We start from the raw sequence: 16940 nt of genomic DNA on the forward strand, positions 1-16940 counted from the left end.
TGGTCCGGGCTTCGGCCTACAGGACCGGCGGCGTGTTTCCCCACGCGGCCAGCATGAACAGGGCCGCGGCGCACAGGCACAAGATGGTGGCGTCGTGTGCCTTGGACCGCACGCGCGGTACCGCTCCGTCCGGGAGCGTTACGCGGGCCACGGCGATCGCCACGCACGAGGCGCTGAGCGCATAAACCGCCCGCTGCACGTCGAGCAGGAAGCCAGTGGCGATGATCGCGCCCACCCATGCCACAAGGAGCACGTAGACGATGGCGGGCGGGAACTTACCGCCGGCGTACTTGTCCATGTCTCTCCCTTCGGCTCGCGTGACGATCATACTCTAGCCGCCGGGCGAGACGCGGACTCAGTGCGCGAAGTGACGCGTGCCCGTGAGGTACATCGTCACCCCGGCAGCCTTCGCCGCCGCGATGACCTCCTCGTCACGGATCGAGCCGCCGGGCTGGACCACGGCACGGACGCCGGCCTTGGCCAGCACCTCGAAGCCGTCGGCGAAGGGGAAGAACGCGTCCGACGCCGCCACCGCGCCACGCGCCCGCTCCCCGTCCCCGAGGGTGTTGGCGCGCTCGACGGCCAGCTTGCACGAGTCGACCCGGTTGACCTGGCCCATGCCCACGCCCACCGTCGCACCCTCGCGCGCCAGCAGGATCGCATTGGACTTCACGCAGCGCACTGAGCGCCAGGCGAACTCGAGGTCGGCCGCGGTTTTGGCGTCGGCGGGCTCTCCCGCCACAAGCTCCCAGCTGACGATCTGGTCGCGTTCACCTAGCGTGTCGCGCTCCTGGACCACCGCGCCGCCGCTGATCGGGCGGATATCCAGCCCGCCCTCGGTCGGCGCCACGCGCAGGATGCGCAGGTTCTTCTTGGTCTGGAGCAGGGCGAGGGCGTCGGGATCAAAGTCGGGCGCCGCCACCACCTCGGTGAAGATCGGCCCCAGCTGTTCCGCCATCGCGGCCGTCACCGGTCGATTCGCGGCCACCACGCCGCCGTAGGCCGAGAGCGGGTCGCAGGCGTGAGCGCGGGCGTGAGCGGCGGCGACGTCGCCGGCAATCGCCACACCGCACGGGTTAGCGTGCTTGACGATCGCCACAGCCGGCTCGGGGTGGTCGTAGGCGGCGCGCAGGGCGGCCTCGGTGTCCTGGTAGTTGTTGAAGCTCATCGGCTTGCCGCCCAGCTGGGTGGCGTGGGCGAGCCCGGCGCCGCTTGCGTCCTCGTAGAGCGCGGCGGCCTGGTGCGGGTTCTCGCCGTAGCGGAGGTCGGCGGCCTTGGTCCAGCGCGGGGCGAGCTCGGCGGGAAGGGCATTCGCCCCGGCCTGGCCGGCGAACCACGCCGCGATCGCCGAATCGTAGGCGGCGGTGTGGGCGAAGGCGACGGCCGCGAGCTCGCGCTTGAACTCGACCGTCAGCCCGCCGGCAGCAAGCTCCTCGGCTACGCGCGCGTACTGGGCCGGGTCGGTCACCACGGCCACGTCTCGATGATTCTTCGCGGCCGCGCGGATGAGAGCCGGCCCGCCGATGTCGATCTGCTCTACGCACTCCTCAGGCGCGGCGCCCGAGGCCACGGTCTGCACGAACGGGTACAGGTTCACGACCACGACGTCGATCGCCTCGATCCCCAGCTCCGCCATCACCTCGTCATCGGTGCCCCGGCGTGCGAGGATGCCGCCGTGGATGAAGGGGTTGAGGGTCTTGACCCGGCCGTCGAAAATCTCGGGGAAGCCGGTCACCTTCTCCACGGGCGTGACGGGCAGCCCGAGCTCCGCGATCACCTTCGCGGTTGAACCAGTGGAAATCAGGTCATATCCTGCCTGCTGCAATACCTGGGCGAACTGCGCAATGCCGCTCTTGTCCGAGACTGAAATCAGGGCGCGGGCCATGAAACCTCCTTGAGTCGATGGCTTCAGCCTATCGACGCCCCCTAGTCCCGCTCGGAGCCGTCCACTCCTAGAGCACTTTCTGTCTCACCTTCCGATACGGCGACGTCTGAGCTGGTCGGCGCGTCCTCGCCCTCAGTGGCGTTCGGCTCGGCTTCCGTCTGGGCGGGCTCGGCTTCACTGCCCTCGACGGCCGGTGGGTTTGCAGGCTCGTTGCGCTCTTCCGTGTTCGCGGCAACGCCGTCGTCGCCGGAAAGCTCGTCCTGCCCGGCACGCTCATCGTCCTCAGCCCGCTCGGCCGCGCGCTCCTCAGCGCGGTCCTTGACGGCCTGGCGGCGGTCGGATGCCCATTCGGCGGTCGCCTCGCTGCGGGCCCGCAGGAAGGTGAGTGTCTGGGGATGAACGAGCGCGCCCAGGAGGTAGGGCAGGCCGAGCACGAGCAGGGCCATGCCGAACATCACCGGCGGCACGGGGCCGGTCTGCGCCAGCCGCTCCGGGCCGATCGCGCCCGTACCCATCGCCGCGAGGGCCGCCACCACGAAGGCACCGATCAGCGCCGCGAGGGCCGAATCAAGCAAGGAAGCTGGGAGCGACTTCTTCTCCCGCCGCGTGACCAACGCCCCCACGATCAAGAAGATCGCCGCGAGGACGCCGAGCACCCACGGGTACCCATCCCCCACCGACGGCAGCGCACCCAGTAGCGGAATTGCCGGCAGCGGCGCCGACTCCACGCCCAGCACCGAAAAGTGCGTGCCCTGCCCCACGGAAAACCCCGGGCCGAGCAGCCACGCCAGCGCCCAAATAAACGCCGTGGGAAGGTAGGCCAGCTGGACGAGGAGAAGCCCGGCCGTGCCCACGGCGCCGGTCAGGTAGTAGCCGTGAATCTGGGTCATGCGCGACCAGCCGCCGACGAACGCGACCGCCACGGTCGCCGTCGTGAGCACCGCGAGCACGCCCAGGAACACGCCTGTGCGAGGAAGGGCCCGCGCGAGCCACGGCCAGACCAGAAGCTCATCGCGCCCGGCCCAGGCAGCCGTGACGCCACCCATGATCGCCCCGCCGATAATCGCCGGCCACCACACACCTTCGGGCCGGACGGCCACACCGATGAGCGCCACCACGGCCGCCTGCGCAATCGCCGCGGCAGCCACCTCGCCCCAACGCGCCACCAGCCGACGCCGAAATACCGCCACGCTCGCATAGACCATGATGAGCGTCATAAGCGTGGGCATGAGCGAGATCGCCACGCCCTGGATCTCAGTCTGGCCGCCGAGCGTGGTCATCCACCACCCGGTGCCCATGCGCGCCACGTCGTGCCACGTCGTCTCACCCAACGTGGGTGCCGAGGCCGTCAGCGTGTAAAACACCGTGGCGATCACGGCCATCGCCAGCCAGCCGAAGGCCAGCGGGGCGATCGCACCGCGGGCGACGGTCAGTTCGCGGGAAAGGTCAATGGTCTTCACCCTTCCATCGTTGCGCGAAGTTTCGGGGCGTGCGCCACGTGGGCCGGGCGTGTTGCCCACTTGGCCTACTCGGGCGAATGACAAGGCCAGCCCACACGCCGCAAGCCAGCGGCCGGCCGAGGCATCCGCCCCGGCCGGCCCCACGAAAAAGCTACGCGCTACTTCAGCAGCTCGCGCGCCAGGTTCGCCGTCTCCGTGGGGGTCTTACCCACCTTGACGCCTACGGCCTCAAGGGCCTCCTTCTTCGCCTGCGCAGTGCCCGCCGAGCCGGAGACGATCGCGCCCGCGTGGCCCATCGTCTTGCCCTCGGGGGCCGTGAAGCCGGCAACGTAGCCCACGACAGGCTTGGTCACGTGCTCCTTGATGTAGGCCGCCGCGCGCTCCTCGGCGTCGCCGCCGATCTCGCCAATCATCACGATCAGCTCGGTCTCCGGGTCCTCCTCGAAGGCCTTCAGCGCGTCGATGTGGGTGGTGCCGATGATCGGGTCGCCGCCGATGCCGATGCAGGTGCTGAAGCCGATGTCGGACAGCTCGTACATCATCTGGTAGGTCAGCGTGCCGGACTTCGACACCAGGCCGATCTTGCCCGGGCCCGTGATATCCGGGGGCGTGATGCCCACGTTCGACTGGCCCGGCGTGATGATGCCCGGGCAGTTCGGGCCGATGAGCTGCACGCCGCGCTCGTGGGCGTAGGTAAAGAACTCCGCGCTATCCTTCACGGCGATGCCCTCGGTGATGATGACAACCAGGCGCATGCCGGCGTCGACCGCCTCGATCACAGCCGCCTTGGCAAACGCCGGGGGCACGAAGATGACCGACACCTCGGCACCCGTGGCCTCCTTCGCCTCCGCCACCGTGCCGTAGACCGGGATGGAGACCGTGCCGGCCTGGCGCTCCTCGGCACCGTACCCGATCGGCGTGACCTCAAAGTCCACGGATGTGCCCGCCTTGCGCGGGTTCGTGCCGGCCACAATCTGGGTCCCCGCGCCGAGCATGCGGCGCGTGTGCTTCTGCCCCTCCGAGCCGGTCATGCCCTGGACGATAATCTTGTCTGACTTATCAAGAAAAATAGCCACGTTGCTCCCCTACTTCGCTGCCAGCTCGGCCGCCTTGACGGCGGCTCCATCCATCGTGTCCACTAAAGTCACCAGTGGGTGGTTCGCCTCGTTGAGGATCGCCCGGCCTTCCGCCACGTTGTTGCCATCGAGGCGCACAACGATCGGCTTGGTGGCCGCGTCCCCGAGGATCTCGAGCGCCTTGACGATGCCGGTGGCCACCTGGTCGCATGCCGTGATGCCACCGAAGACGTTGACGAACACCGACTTCACATCCGGGTCTCCGAGGATCACGTCCAGGCCGTTCGACATGACGGTGGCGTCCGCGCCGCCGCCGATGTCGAGGAAGTTCGCCGGGCCCACGCCGAACTTTTCGCCCGCGTAGGCGACGACGTCGAGCGTGGACATCACCAGGCCCGCGCCGTTGCCGATGATGCCCACCGAGCCGCCCTCGAGTTTGACGTAGTTGAGGCCGAGGGCCTTCGCCTTGGCCTCGAGCGGGTTCTCGGTCTGCTTGTCCACGAGCGCCTCGTGCTCGGGCTGGCGGAAGCGGGCGTTGTCATCCACGGTCACTTTGCCGTCAAGCGCGATGATTTGACCGTCCGTGGTCCTGACCAGAGGGTTGACCTCCACGAGCGTGGCGTCCTCGCCCGCGTAGACCTCGCCGAGTTTGACGATGACGTCGGCTACCGCCCCCTTGAGTTCCTCCGAGAAGCCGGCCGCGTCCACGATCTCACGCGCCTTGGCCGCATCCACACCAACGTTCGGGTTGACCGGGACCTTCGCGAGCGCCTCGGGGCGCTCCGCCGCGAGCTGCTCGATCTCCATGCCGCCCTCGACCGAGCACATGGCGAGGTAACGCCGCTCGGAGCGGTCGAGGAGGATGGAGAAGTAGTACTCCTCGGCAATGTCCGCGCCCGACGCGATGAGGACGCGGTGAACGGTGTGGCCCTTGATGTCCATGCCGAGGATCTCCTCGGCCTTCTCCCTGGCCTCTTCCGCGCTGCGCGCGAGCTTCACGCCGCCCGCCTTGCCGCGGCCGCCCGTCTTGACCTGTGCCTTGACGACCACCAGGTCGCCGTCCTTGAGCAGCTCCGTCGCCGCTTCAAATGCTTCATCCGATGTTGCCGCAACTCTGCCCGCCAACACGGGCACTCCGTGCTTGGCAAAAAGGTCGCGTGCCTGGTACTCGTAGAGATCCACGAAGTGTCCTTTCGCTTGGCGAACGTCCCCGATTGTCTCGACGCCGAGACATCTCTTTGAGCATAGCGAAATATCTTCTCCGCCGCTCACTATTTGGCGTACTTTCCTACTTCCCTAGCTCGGCGAGCGCGGCTCCCTTCCCGAGCGTCAGTTCCGCGGAAAACTTCTCTATGGATTCCTTCATGAGGTTGCCATAAAAATTCGCGCCCTCGATCGAGGTATGCGTGGCGTCCACCTGCAGCAGGTTCGGGTTCTCGGAGGCCGCCTTGTGCCAATCGACCAACATGACGTTGGGGTACTCCCCGGCCACCTCAGCCAGCGCCTCGTTCGAGGAGTCGATGAACGTGGAAGGCGAATACAGGTTGACTAACAGGACCATTCGGTCCGGGCCGAGCGCCTGGATGACGGCGCGCACCACGTCCGCATCCGACACGCCCGCGTTCGTGCCGTAGTGGAGGATGACGACGCGTCCGATCGAGCCGTCCGCGAGCCCCGCCTGCACCACCCCGAGCGCCTCGGACCACTTCAGGTTCGAGCGCGCCAGGAACGTGATGCCCGGCATCGCGTACTCCAGGCCCGTCTTCGAGGCCGCCACCATCGAGTCCCCAATCGCGGTAACTTCCGGCCACGTGGGCATCGAGGTGTCGAGCGTCGGCGAGAGCGAGGTTTCCGCAGGGTTGAGCGGGACGTCCGCCTGCGGCGTCATGCCCTCCCCAATCGTCGTGTCCTCATTTTGCTCGATCGTGAGCTGGGTCTGGCTCTTCGCCGGCGCGACCACCAGCCCCACACCCGTCGCCACGAGCGCGATCGCCACGACACCGGCGCCCACCTTCCCTGCTACCGTCTGCCACACCTCACCATAGGCCCATGCCAACGATGCACGGATGCCCCGCTTGCGCACCGGGGTCTCGAGGTAGCGGTAGGAGACCTCGCAGATCGCGGCGGTGAGGGCCACCGCGACCAAAGAACGTAGCAGGTAGGCCACCGACCCGAAGGCCACCGGGTAGGCAACCCCGACCATCACGAGGACCGGCCAGTGCCACAGGTACAGGCCGTAGGAGCGCGTGCCGATCCAGCGCGGCACGCGCCATTCGCCCATCATCGCCAGCACGGAGCCCGGAACGAGCATGGAGGCGATGAGCACCACCGTCAGTAGGGAGGCGAGGAGCATCCCGCCCACGTAGGCCCACGGCCCGGTGTCCGGCAAGATCAGCATGAAGACGAGGAGCAGGGCGAGGGCCGCCCACCCGTACCAGGCGGAGAACTGGCGCCAGTGGGCTCGCCCGAGCAGGCTCCCGTCCGCCCACAGGAACGCCAACCCGATGCCGATCGCGATCCCGAACAGGTGGGTGTGAGTGCCGTAGTAGACCGTGGTGGCGTTGGTGCCGTTGTAGAGCACCATCATGAGCCCGGCCGATCCGAGGGCCAACCCGGCCGCGAGGGCGACGCGCGACCGCCAGCCGGGCAGTAGCGCCAGGACCACCAGCATGAGCAGCGGCCAGAATAGGTAGAACTGTTCCTCTATCGCCAACGACCAGAAGTTTTTGAATAGGTTGGGCGTGGTCTGGTCGAAATAAGAGGAGCCGTGGGCAATCTCCAGCCAGTTCGTGGAGAAGGTCAGGGCGCCAAGCACCTGGCGCCGCACACCCACCAGCAGGTCCCTGTTGATCGCGAGCGCGACCGGCACCACCACGAGGATGAGGGCCACGAGCGCAGGGATGAGGCGCCGCAAGCGGCGCTGCCAGAAGGCTTTGAGGTTGATGTAGTTATTCTTCCGGTCCTCGCGCAGGAGCAGGGTGGTAATAAGGAAGCCGGATAGGACGAAGAACACGTCCACGCCCAGGAATCCGCCCCTGACCAAGCCGGGGAACAAGTGGTAGGCGATGACCGCCGTCACCGCCAGAGCGCGCACGCCGTCCAGGCCGGGAATGTAGCCGCCGTGGTCGGACATGGACGAGCCGAGGTCCGCGGCCGACGCCGGCCGCGGACCGCCGGAGGCGCGCCCGCGCCCAGCCCCTCGATCCGCACCCCGCCCGGTCCCCGGCGGCTCAGAGGCTTGCCTCGCATCGTGCGCGGGGCGAGGGGTATGCAATCCGTAACTCATGAGACCTTCTCCAGTGGTGCGAAGCGCAACATGAGGCGCTTGGTGGGCCCCGACTTGAACGTCACCTTCGCAATCGTGGACCTGCCCTTGCCCTCGAACGCGATGATCCTGCCGACCCCGAAGGACTTGTGGCGGACCGTGTCGCCCACGGCCAGCCCGCCCGTCTCAGGCACGTCGCTCGAGCTCGGCGCCTGACCGGAATCGGCCTGCCGGTCCGCCCCGCCAGCGCCAGCCGCGCCTGCCGAGCCAGCCGCGCCCGACGTCGTCGTGCCTCCGCCCTGCCCCACTCCGCTCTCCTGGCCGAACTTTCCGGGCACGAACGCGCGCCCGTCGCCGGCGCCGAAAGCCGGGGCGAAGTCGTCATCGAAAGAATCGGAGTAGCGCGAAGTGCGCCGCGAGCCGGACCAGCCATTCCCCCAGCCGGTACCGTGGCGCAAGGTCTGCATGGCCGATTCGTCCCGCCGCCACTCGATCACGCCCTCCGGGATCTCCTCCAAGAAGCGCGAGGCCGGTAGCTCCTGGGGCGCGCCCCACTGCGAGCGCGCCCCCGCGCGGGTGACGTACAGACGCTGGCGGGCGCGCGTGAACGCCACATAGGCCAGCCGACGCTCCTCCTCTAGCTCCTCGGGCGAGTTCATCGCGCGGATGTGCGGGAACGTGCCGTCCTCCATACCCGTGACAAACACGACCGGGAACTCCAGACCCTTAGCGGTGTGAACGGTCATGAGGATGACCTCCCCCTCGCCCCCGTCCTCATCCGGAATCTGGTCCGAGTCAGCCACAAGCGAGACCTGGTCGAGGAAATCGCCGAGCGTGCCGCCCTCATTGACCACGAGGAAATCGGAGGCCACGGAGTGGAACTCGGCCAGGTTCTCCACCCGCACCTCGTCCTGCGGGTCATTCGACTTCTGCAACGTCGCCAAATACCCGGAGCGGTCCATCACCTCATCGAGCACGTCCGCCGGCGCCGCACCCGCCTCCGCCTTCGCGCGGATCTCCTCGAGCATGAGCGCGAACTCCCGCATCGCGTTGATGGCCCGCGCCTGCAGGCCCTCCACGGGCGCGCGCCCAGCCTCGAGGGCGGAATCGGGGTGGGCGACGTCGGCAAGCGCCGCTCCGAACGAGATCCCAAAGCGGGCGGCGTGTGCCGCCACCGCGTCCTCCGCCTTCGCCCCCAACCCGCGCCGCGGCTCGTTGAGGATACGGCGGATCGAGACCGTATCATCCGGGTTGGCGATCGCGTGGAGGTAGGCGATCGCGTCCTTGATCTCCTTGCGCTCGTAGAACTTGGTGCCGCCCACCACCTTGTACGGGATACCCGAGCGGACGAACATTTCCTCCAGCGCCCGCGACTGAGCGTTCGTACGATAGAACACGGCCACCTGGCCGTAGGTGTAGCCCTTGCCGCGTAGCGAGTCGATCTCCTCCACGATGAAGGAGGCCTCATCCGACTCCGCGTCGGCCACGTAGCCCACAATCTTCTCCCCGCTACCCGAATCCGTCCACAGCCGCTTCGGCCGCCGCCCGGCATTGTTCGCGATCACCGCGTTCGCAGCCGACAGGATGTTCTGCGTGGAACGATAGTTCTGCTCGAGCAGGATCGAGGTGGCGTTCGGGAAGTCCTGCTCGAAGTCCTGAATATTGCGGATGGTGGCGCCACGGAAGGCGTAGATCGACTGGTCCGCGTCCCCCACCACGGTCAGCTCCCCGTGCGGATCGTCCCCCTCATCCCCCACAAGCACGCGGATCAGTTCGTACTGGGCCACATTCGTATCCTGGTATTCGTCCACCAGAATGTGGCGGAAGCGCCGCCGGTAGTACTCGGCAATCGCCGGGTTATCGCGCAACAGGTTGACCGTGAGCATGATGAGGTCATCGAAATCCACCGCGTTCGCCGCCGTGAGCCGACGCTGATAGCCGGCGTAAGCCTGGGCGAGGACCCGCTCGTCCCGGTTCAGGTTGCGCCGCTCGAATTCCCACGCCGTGACCATCTCATTCTTCAAGTCCGACACCTGGCGCAGTAGCTTCTTCGCCGGGAACTGCTTCGTGTCAATGTTCTCCTCGCGCGCCACCATGGTCATCAGCCGGTTCGAATCCGCCGCGTCGTAAATCGTGAACGTGGAGCGCATCCCCAGCGCCTCGTGCTCCGCGCGCAAAATCCGCACGCACGCCGAATGGAAGGTGGAGATCCACATCCGCGTGGCCGACGGGCCGATCATCGCCTCCAGACGCTCGCGCATCTCCTTCGCCGCCTTGTTCGTGAACGTGATCGCGAGGATCTCCCACGGACGCACCTTCCCCGACGAAATCAAGTGCGAGATGCGGGTGGTGAGCACCCGCGTCTTGCCCGAGCCCGCACCTGCCACCACGAGCAAGTGCCCGCCCTCATGCACCACCGCTTCGCGTTGCTGGGTGTTCAGCCCCGCGAGTAGCGGATCCTCGGTAGTAGGGGCGATCAGCCCGGGAGGCGCGGCTACCGGACGGCGGACATCATTGGCTTCCTGCGCTGCCGCGACACGGGCTCGCAGGCGCTCCATAGCGTTTTGATAAGCATCAGACATAACGACTTCAGCTTAATTGACCCCTCCGACAAACTTGTCAGGCGCCCCGTGCGCCGCGGATTTCTGCGCAAATCCCGGGCTTGTGCGCGAAGTGTGCCACGGCGTCGTTCACGACGCCGTGGCACGCCCCGCTGGGTGCACGATCCGACCGACCGCGCGCCCACTCGCCCTAGCTCAGGTCAACCATGCGGCCCCAGCCGTGGCCGACCTCGGTGGCTGGCCCCCAATAGCCCGTGCCCGTGTTCTTGTAGAAGAACAGCTTGCCGTCGTCACGGACGCCGATCAGATCATTCAGACCGTTGCCGTCCCTGTCGCCGGGAACCGTGACGTTGACAAACGGCTCCCAGCCACCGCCAATCTGGCCCGCGCTTACCAGCGCCCCGCCGAACGTGCCGGCGTAGGCGAACATCTTGCCATCCGAACGGATCGCCACCACGTCCGAGTTCGCATCGCCGGTTAACTGCCCCGTGCCCACGATCACGGTCATATCCGACCAGCCGTGGCCGATCTTCGTGCCGTTCGACAGGCCCGCGCCGCTGATCTGGTAGCGGTACAGGTCGCCCGTGGCCTTCTGCCGCGCGATCACGTAGTTCGTGGACGAATTGCCGAGCTTGCCGGCGAAGGACACGTTGTCCATCGACGTCCACCCGTGGCCCACCTGGGCACCCTTCGACAGGAACCCGTTGCCGGTCGAGTAGTAGTAGAAGGCGTCGCCGTCGGCGGTGATGGCGAGCAGGTCGGCCCGCCTATCGCCGTTGACGTCCGGGATCGCGGTGATCTCCGCCAGGTCCACGTCCGGGCAGTGCACCACGCCCTGGTGCACCATCCCCGCCCCGCGGCTGGCGTAGAAGTGGATCGCGCCGTCGTCGGACAGCGACCACATGTCCGCCAGGAGGTCGCCGGTGGCCTCACCCAGCAGGTTCGTGGCGCGCGCCGGCCGAACCGGCCCCGCCATCGCCTCGCACTGCGGCGGGGTGGGGTTCTCCGGCTCCTCCGGATCCACCGGACCGCCGGGGTTCTCCGGATCCTCCGCGACCACCAGGGTCACCTGCGCGCTCACGGCCTTGTCCGTATCCCCGCCCACGACCATCGTGATCACGCCACCGTGCGTGCCCGCGGGGAGGGCGGCCGCCGCGTCGTCGGGCAGGGCGAACTCCCACAGGCCCGCCTGCGCGCGGTTGTTGTTGTTCGCATCGTTCGCCGGCAGGTACGGCCGCATCGACGTTGCCGTCAGCGCCATCGGCTCAAGCCCGTCGAACGTGACGGTCGCGCTCACGCCGTCGGCCGGCGTCGCGGGCGAGTACCCGTAGCCGACGACGCCGTCGGGCACGGCCACCGCACGCACCAACGGCTGGTGGTTGATCCCGTAGGCGTAGAAGTCGGCGCCCTGAACCGTCAGCGCCGGCATGGTGTCCGCGAGCCGCGTGCGCAGGTTGTTGATCCGGCCCGTGCGCAGGTTCTGCGGGGTCCACCCGACCTCGGCCGCCGCCATTGCGCGCGGGAACGCCGGGAAGAAGAAGTCCTGGATCGAGCGCACGTGCTCGTTCCACATCGCGCCCTCGATGCCGAGAAGCTGGCCGGGCTGCAGGCCCATGTCCGCCTCGGGATCGTAGTTGTAGAACTGCTCCAGGCCACACGCGCCGCCGCACGCCCAGGTCGCGCCCCAGATCCCCGGGCCGGCCTTCTGCGGGAAGTACAGGTTGGAGGCGTGCGAGAAAATGGCCTTGCCGCCGGACGCGGTGAGCCCCGCGGCGAAGCTCGCCTTGGCGCCGTTCCACAGCTGCATAACGTCACCCTGCTGCGGCACGTTGCCGTTCGGCGCCCACTCGTTCCACCCGATCGGAGTGACGTCGAACTCGCGAACCATCGCTGAGGCCTCGCGCAGGAATTCAACCGCGGCACCCGGGTTGGCCTGGTCCATCTTGTGCGTCTCGTCGCCGCCGATGTGGAAGTACTCGCCGCCAACAATCCCTTGCACCTGACCCACCACGTGGCGCAGGAACTGCCACGTGTACTCCGAGTTCGGGTCGAGGTAGGACTCGCCCACGTCCGAGGTGTTCTGCGGCGGCGCCGTCACGTACTGGGACGGGTCGGTGATCGGCTGGCCGTCGTCGCCCACCGTGCCGTCGTGCGACGAACCGGGCGTGTTCAGCTGCGGGATCGCCTGGAGGATGCCCTGGCTGTGGCCGGGCATGTCCACCTCGGGCACGATCGCGATGTGCCGATCCGCCGCGTAGGCCACGATGTCACGCAGGTCGTTCTGCGTGTAGAAGCCGGTCACGCCGGGCTTCGAGTTCCGGTCGGTCGGCCCCATCGCCGTCTGGCCGCCGACGGCCGTCAGGCGGGTGTAATCGATGGTATCGCCGTCCTCGCGTCCATCATTCGTGATCTCGATGCGCCAGCCCTGGTCGTCCGTCAAGTGCAAGTGCAGGTAGGAGAACTTGTACATCGACATGACGTCGATGGCCTGCTTGACCTCGTCGACCGTGTAGAACGAGCGTGCCGGGTCGAGCATGATGCCGCGGTAGGCGAAGCGCGGGGAGTCCTCGATCGCCACGCTGGGCACCTGCCACGGGCCGGCCATCGGGGTGGTCATCAGCGCCCACGGACCCAGCAGTTGCAGCATCGTGCGGCCGCCGTTAAAGGCGCCGTGCGTGGTCGAGGCTGTGATCGTGGCGGCCTGGGCCGTCGTCTTGAGCGTGTAGCCCTCCTCGCCCAGACCCTCGGCGGTGTCAAACATGATGTCCGCGGCCGGGTCTACCGACTCGGCGACCACCGGCAAGTCAAAGCCCGTGGAGGCGCGCAGGATCTGCGCCACCTTCTCCGCCTCGGCCTGCATGTCCGCCGCGGCCACGATGTCAGAGGTGGAGGTCAGCTCGAAGGTTCCCGCGTCCGCGGCCTCGTAGCTAGCCGGCAACGGGACGAGCGCCGGAAGTTGCTCCGACTCGCCGACCGTGCCCAGCACCTCGATCTCCCAGATGCTGACGGGCCACTCGCTACGGTGACCGAGGGTGGTCATGCGCAGGTAGCGGCTGGTGACGTTGAGCTCGCTCGAGACCTTGTCCTGGAACTTGCCCTCGTACACCCCGTCGACATCCTGCCAGGTGGTGCCGTCGGCCGAGACCTCGAACTTGTACTTGGTGGCGAACTGGCGACCCCACGTGATGTTGACCTGCTGGATGTCCGCCGGCTGGCCGAAGTCGAAGGCGAGCCACACCGGCGGCTCCTTCTTATTCGCCGACCACCGCGACGCGTCCTGCGCGAACCACTTCGCCTCGCGGGTCGCATAATCCGTGCCGTCGTCGCCGTCAACCGCACGATCCACGGTGAAGCTACTACCGGACTCGTAGCCCGACGCCGTCACCACCGTGTCGGCAAGCTGTGCAATATTGACCAGTTGATCGTCATCGACCTCGGCCGTCGCAATCGACGTGGTGCCGAATGTCAAGAGAAGGGCCGCTAACGCCGCGAGAACCCGCATTTTTCCTCATTTCGCCATTGAAATAGTCAGCTCGAGGATATCAGGAAGGTGATACAAGCGCTGTCAATTGTGCGAAGTTGCAGATCGCGGGCGGTACGGGTGCCCGCCGGTTGGGCTACCGTCCGCCTTCAAACGGGAACGGCTCGAGCGGCGCAGCACCCCACGGGCAACCCCGGACGCACATTGATGTGCTTTGGCGTTAGGTCGCCGTTCTTCGCGGCGAGGACGGTACGGTCGCGGTGCTCGGCGAAGAAGCGCTCGAACTCCCGGACAGGTTCGGCTAGCTCATTCTCGGCGCATCCTCCCCACATGGCTACCGTGACGCCCGCACCCGCGATGAATTCCTTCGCGAGGTCAAGGGCAAAGGCGAGGGCCCACTCGCGGTCGCCGTCGGGCAATGCGGCCCAACACTCACGCACCTTCCCCCAGGGTCCAAGCGCCCTCCAACGACATGGCCGGATTAAAACAATCTGGACGATTTCAGCGCGATCTCTTCATATGCGAAGATGACGCCGAAATCGTCCAAATTATTCTAAAACGCCGCCGCCTGCCGCGGGCCGACGGCCACCAGGCCCCTGCCCGCAGGCGCCTACTCCCACTCGATGGTCCCCGGCGGCTTGCTCGTCACGTCGAGCACCACGCGGTTGATCTCATCCACCTCGTTAGTGATGCGGTTGGAGATCTTGGACAGCAGGTCGTAGGGGATGCGGGTCCAGTCGGCACTCATCGCGTCCTCGGAGGACACGGGCCGCAGCACGATCGGGTGGCCGTAGGTGCGCCCGTCGCCTTGCACTCCCACCGAGCGCACGTCCGCCAGTAGCACCACGGGGCACTGCCAGATCTCGCGATCGAACCCGGCGGCGGACAGTTCCTCGCGCACGATCGCGTCCGCTTCGCGCAGGATGTCGAGCCGTTCGCGGTTGACGGCCCCCACCACGCGGATGCCCAGGCCGGGCCCGGGGAAGGGTTGGCGCCACACGAGCTTCTCGTCCAGCCCGAGCTCCAGGCCGATCGCCCGCACCTCGTCCTTGAACAGGTCGCGTAGCGGCTCCACGAGCTCAAAGTCCAGGTCGTCCGGCAGGCCACCCACGTTGTGGTGAGACTTGATGTTGGCCGTGCCGTCCCCGCCGCCGGACTCCACCACGTCCGGGTAGAGCGTGCCCTGCACAAGGAACTTGATCTCCTTGCCCTCGGCGCCCGCCTCCTCAACCAGCGCGCGCTGGGCGGCCTCGAAGGAGCGGATGAATTCGCGGCCGATGATCTTGCGTTTGGTCTCCGGGTCCGTCACGCCCTCGAGTGCGGAGAGGAATCGCTCCGACTCGTCCACCGCCACCACGCGGATGCCGAGCGATCCAGCGTAGTCGCGCACCACCTGCTCGGCCTCACCCTTGCGTAGCAGCCCGTGGTCCACGAACACGCACGTGAGCTGGTCGCCAATCGCCTTGTGTACGAGCGCCGCCGCCACCGACGAATCCACGCCGCCGGACAGCGCGCAGATCGCGTGCTTGTCTCCCACCTGTTCGCGGATCTTGCGCACCTGGTCCTCGATCACCGACGACGAGTCCCAGTTCGGCTCCAGCCCCGCGCCCTCGCGCAAGAAGGCTTCGATCTGCTCCTGGCCGTACTCGCAGTGCTTGGCTTCGGGGTGCCACTGCAGGCCGAACAGGCGCCGCTCCACGTTTTCCATGGCCGCCACCTGCGCGCCCGGCGTCGTCGCCGTCACGGTAAAGCCCTCCGGGGCCCGCGTGACCGAGTCGCCGTGGCTCATCCACACGCTCGCCATGCCGCCGGCCGGGCCGGTCACGACGCCGTCCGCCACCATCTGCGCCGGGGCGTTGCCGTACTCCTTGTCGGCCCTGCCCACCACGCCGCCGAGCGCGTGCGTCATCTGCTGGAAGCCGTAGCAGATGCCGAGCACGGGGATGCCGGCCTCGAGGATTGCGGGGTCGAGCTGCGGGGCGCCCTCGGCATACACCGACGACGGCCCACCCGACAGGATGATCGCCACCGGCTCCTTCTCCAGCACCCGCTGCGCGCTCCACGAATGCGGGACCAGCTCGGAGTAATAGCCGGCGTCGCGCACGCGGCGCGCGATCAGTTGCGCGTTTTGCGCTCCATTATCAATAACCAAAACTGGGCGTAGTTCACTCACCCCACCAGACTACCGCGTCAACAGCTCCAGTGTCCTGCGCGTTCGCACCACCACGGGCTCATCGTCCATCGGGTCGGAGAACTCCAACCCCGCTGCCAACAGTTGCGTGGGGAACGGCCGCCGCGCGGTCTCCTCCAGGCTCATCACGCGCGGGTAGAGCGGGTCGCCCGCGATCGGCACCCCGAGGTAGCTCATCGTGGCACGCAGCTGGTGCAGCCGCCCCGTCACGGGTCGCAGCTCGTACAGCGCCAGCCCGTCCGTGAGCTCCCGCTCCTTCGCGACGAGCGTGCGCGCGTTTGGCACGCCCTCCCCCACGCGCACCGCGATCTCCCCCGGCTCCCGGGTCAGGTGCAGCTCCACGTTCACGACGCCGTCCGCGCCCCTCCCGCCCAGGGCCGCGGCGTGCCCAGGCCCGGCTTCGACGACGCCCGCCCGGCCCGCGAGCGCGCCCAGGTCGATCGATGGCGCCACCGCACGATAGACCTTGCTCACCTGGCGGGCGGCGAACATGTCCTGGTAGGGGCCACGCCAGCGCGGGTCAAGCGTGAGCAAGACGAGACCGGCGGTCTCGGCGTCGAGGCGATGGGCCGCGGAGACGTCGTCGTTGGCAAACTGGCGCCGGGCCGCGACGGTCACGGACCGGGCGACGTAACTGCCGCGCGGGATGGTGGCGATGCCGTGGGGCTTGTCGACGATGATGAAGCGCTCGGCGCGGTGGACCACGTCGAGGACGATGGGGCGCTCGGGCTCGTCGGGGACGGGGCGGAAGATGTACAGGCGCGTGCCGGGACGGTACGTGTCGGCGGCGCAGGCCGGCACGGAAAAGTCGTAGAAGGCGTCCCCGTCGAAGATCCCGGCGCCCTCCGCTCCGAAGCGCTCCGCCGCCCACTCCCCGAGCGTTGCAAACTCACGCTCGGGAAGCACCACGGGCGAGGCGTTGATCCCGCCACGCAGGGCGGGCCGGGTGGCACGCTGGTACGCCGAGCGTCGTTGCGATCGTGGCCTGCGCCCCACGGCCCCTCCTTTTCCCTTGCGCTTT

The 16940-nt window shown here is 67.7% G+C and carries 11 protein-coding genes; all 11 read right to left on the reverse strand.

The genetic code is table 11. The features are described from left to right. Positions 1-16: 16 nt before the first annotated feature. Positions 17-298: a hypothetical protein gene (locus tag HMPREF3167_RS01085; RefSeq protein WP_062613891.1), complete on the reverse strand. Its 282-nt coding sequence runs from the start codon at positions 296-298 to the stop codon at positions 17-19. A 57-nt stretch (positions 299-355) separates the two neighbouring features. Further along, a complete protein-coding gene (purH, locus tag HMPREF3167_RS01090; RefSeq protein WP_070444980.1) occupies positions 356-1885 on the reverse strand; it encodes a bifunctional phosphoribosylaminoimidazolecarboxamide formyltransferase/IMP cyclohydrolase in 1530 nt (509 codons plus the stop codon). A gap of 41 nt (positions 1886-1926) precedes the next feature. Next, positions 1927-3345 carry a cell division protein PerM gene (locus tag HMPREF3167_RS01095; RefSeq protein WP_070444983.1) on the reverse strand — a complete coding sequence of 473 codons (1419 nt, stop codon included), beginning with the start codon at positions 3343-3345 and terminating at the stop codon, positions 1927-1929. Positions 3346-3503: 158 nt separating this feature from the next. Next, the gene (gene sucD / locus HMPREF3167_RS01100; RefSeq protein WP_068538493.1) at positions 3504-4421 is read right to left on the reverse strand and encodes a succinate--CoA ligase subunit alpha; all 918 of its coding nucleotides are present in this window, start codon (positions 4419-4421) and stop codon (positions 3504-3506) included. 9 nt (positions 4422-4430) lie between these two features. Further along, positions 4431-5603 (reverse strand): ADP-forming succinate--CoA ligase subunit beta, encoded by a 1173-nt coding sequence (gene sucC / locus HMPREF3167_RS01105; RefSeq protein WP_062613887.1) that lies wholly within the window; start codon positions 5601-5603, stop codon positions 4431-4433. Between the two features lie 106 nt (positions 5604-5709). Beyond that, complete coding sequence (locus HMPREF3167_RS01110; protein WP_083281010.1) at positions 5710-7707, reverse strand: acyltransferase family protein; 1998 nt, start codon at positions 7705-7707, stop codon at positions 5710-5712. Continuing rightward, on the reverse strand, positions 7704-10244 hold the full coding sequence (gene pcrA, locus HMPREF3167_RS01115) for a DNA helicase PcrA (RefSeq protein ID WP_246825725.1): 2541 nt from the start codon (positions 10242-10244) through the stop codon (positions 7704-7706). Before pcrA ends, HMPREF3167_RS01110 begins: the two co-directional genes overlap by 4 nt. A gap of 193 nt (positions 10245-10437) precedes the next feature. Beyond that, a complete protein-coding gene (locus tag HMPREF3167_RS01120) occupies positions 10438-13749 on the reverse strand; it encodes a family 20 glycosylhydrolase (RefSeq protein ID WP_070444992.1) in 3312 nt (1103 codons plus the stop codon). Positions 13750-13877: 128 nt separating this feature from the next. After that, on the reverse strand, positions 13878-14168 hold the full coding sequence (locus tag HMPREF3167_RS01125; protein WP_070444995.1) for a hypothetical protein: 291 nt from the start codon (positions 14166-14168) through the stop codon (positions 13878-13880). Between the two features lie 170 nt (positions 14169-14338). Next, positions 14339-15901 (reverse strand): glutamine-hydrolyzing GMP synthase, encoded by a 1563-nt coding sequence (guaA, locus tag HMPREF3167_RS01130; protein ID WP_062613882.1) that lies wholly within the window; start codon positions 15899-15901, stop codon positions 14339-14341. A 9-nt stretch (positions 15902-15910) separates the two neighbouring features. Next, positions 15911-16915, reverse strand: coding sequence for a pseudouridine synthase (locus tag HMPREF3167_RS01135; protein ID WP_070444998.1), 1005 nt, complete (start codon positions 16913-16915; stop codon positions 15911-15913). Between the last annotated feature and the right edge of the window lie 25 nt (positions 16916-16940).

Source organism: Trueperella sp. HMSC08B05, assembly GCF_001808405.1.
Lineage (GTDB): Bacteria > Actinomycetota > Actinomycetes > Actinomycetales > Actinomycetaceae > Trueperella > Trueperella bernardiae.

Bases quoted from the DNA above. Each gene is read 5' to 3' on its own strand.
- HMPREF3167_RS01085 (WP_062613891.1), bottom strand. From the start codon at position 298: ATGGACAAGTACGCCGGCGGTAAGTTCCCGCCCGCCATCGTCTACGTG.
- purH (WP_070444980.1), bottom strand. From the start codon at position 1,885: ATGGCCCGCGCCCTGATTTCAGTCTCGGACAAGAGCGGCATTGCGCAG.
- HMPREF3167_RS01110 (WP_083281010.1), bottom strand. From the start codon at position 7,707: ATGAGTTACGGATTGCATACCCCTCGCCCCGCGCACGATGCGAGGCAA.
- pcrA (WP_246825725.1), bottom strand. From the start codon at position 10,244: ATGGAGCGCCTGCGAGCCCGTGTCGCGGCAGCGCAGGAAGCCAATGAT.
- HMPREF3167_RS01120 (WP_070444992.1), bottom strand. From the start codon at position 13,749: ATGCGGGTTCTCGCGGCGTTAGCGGCCCTTCTCTTGACATTCGGCACC.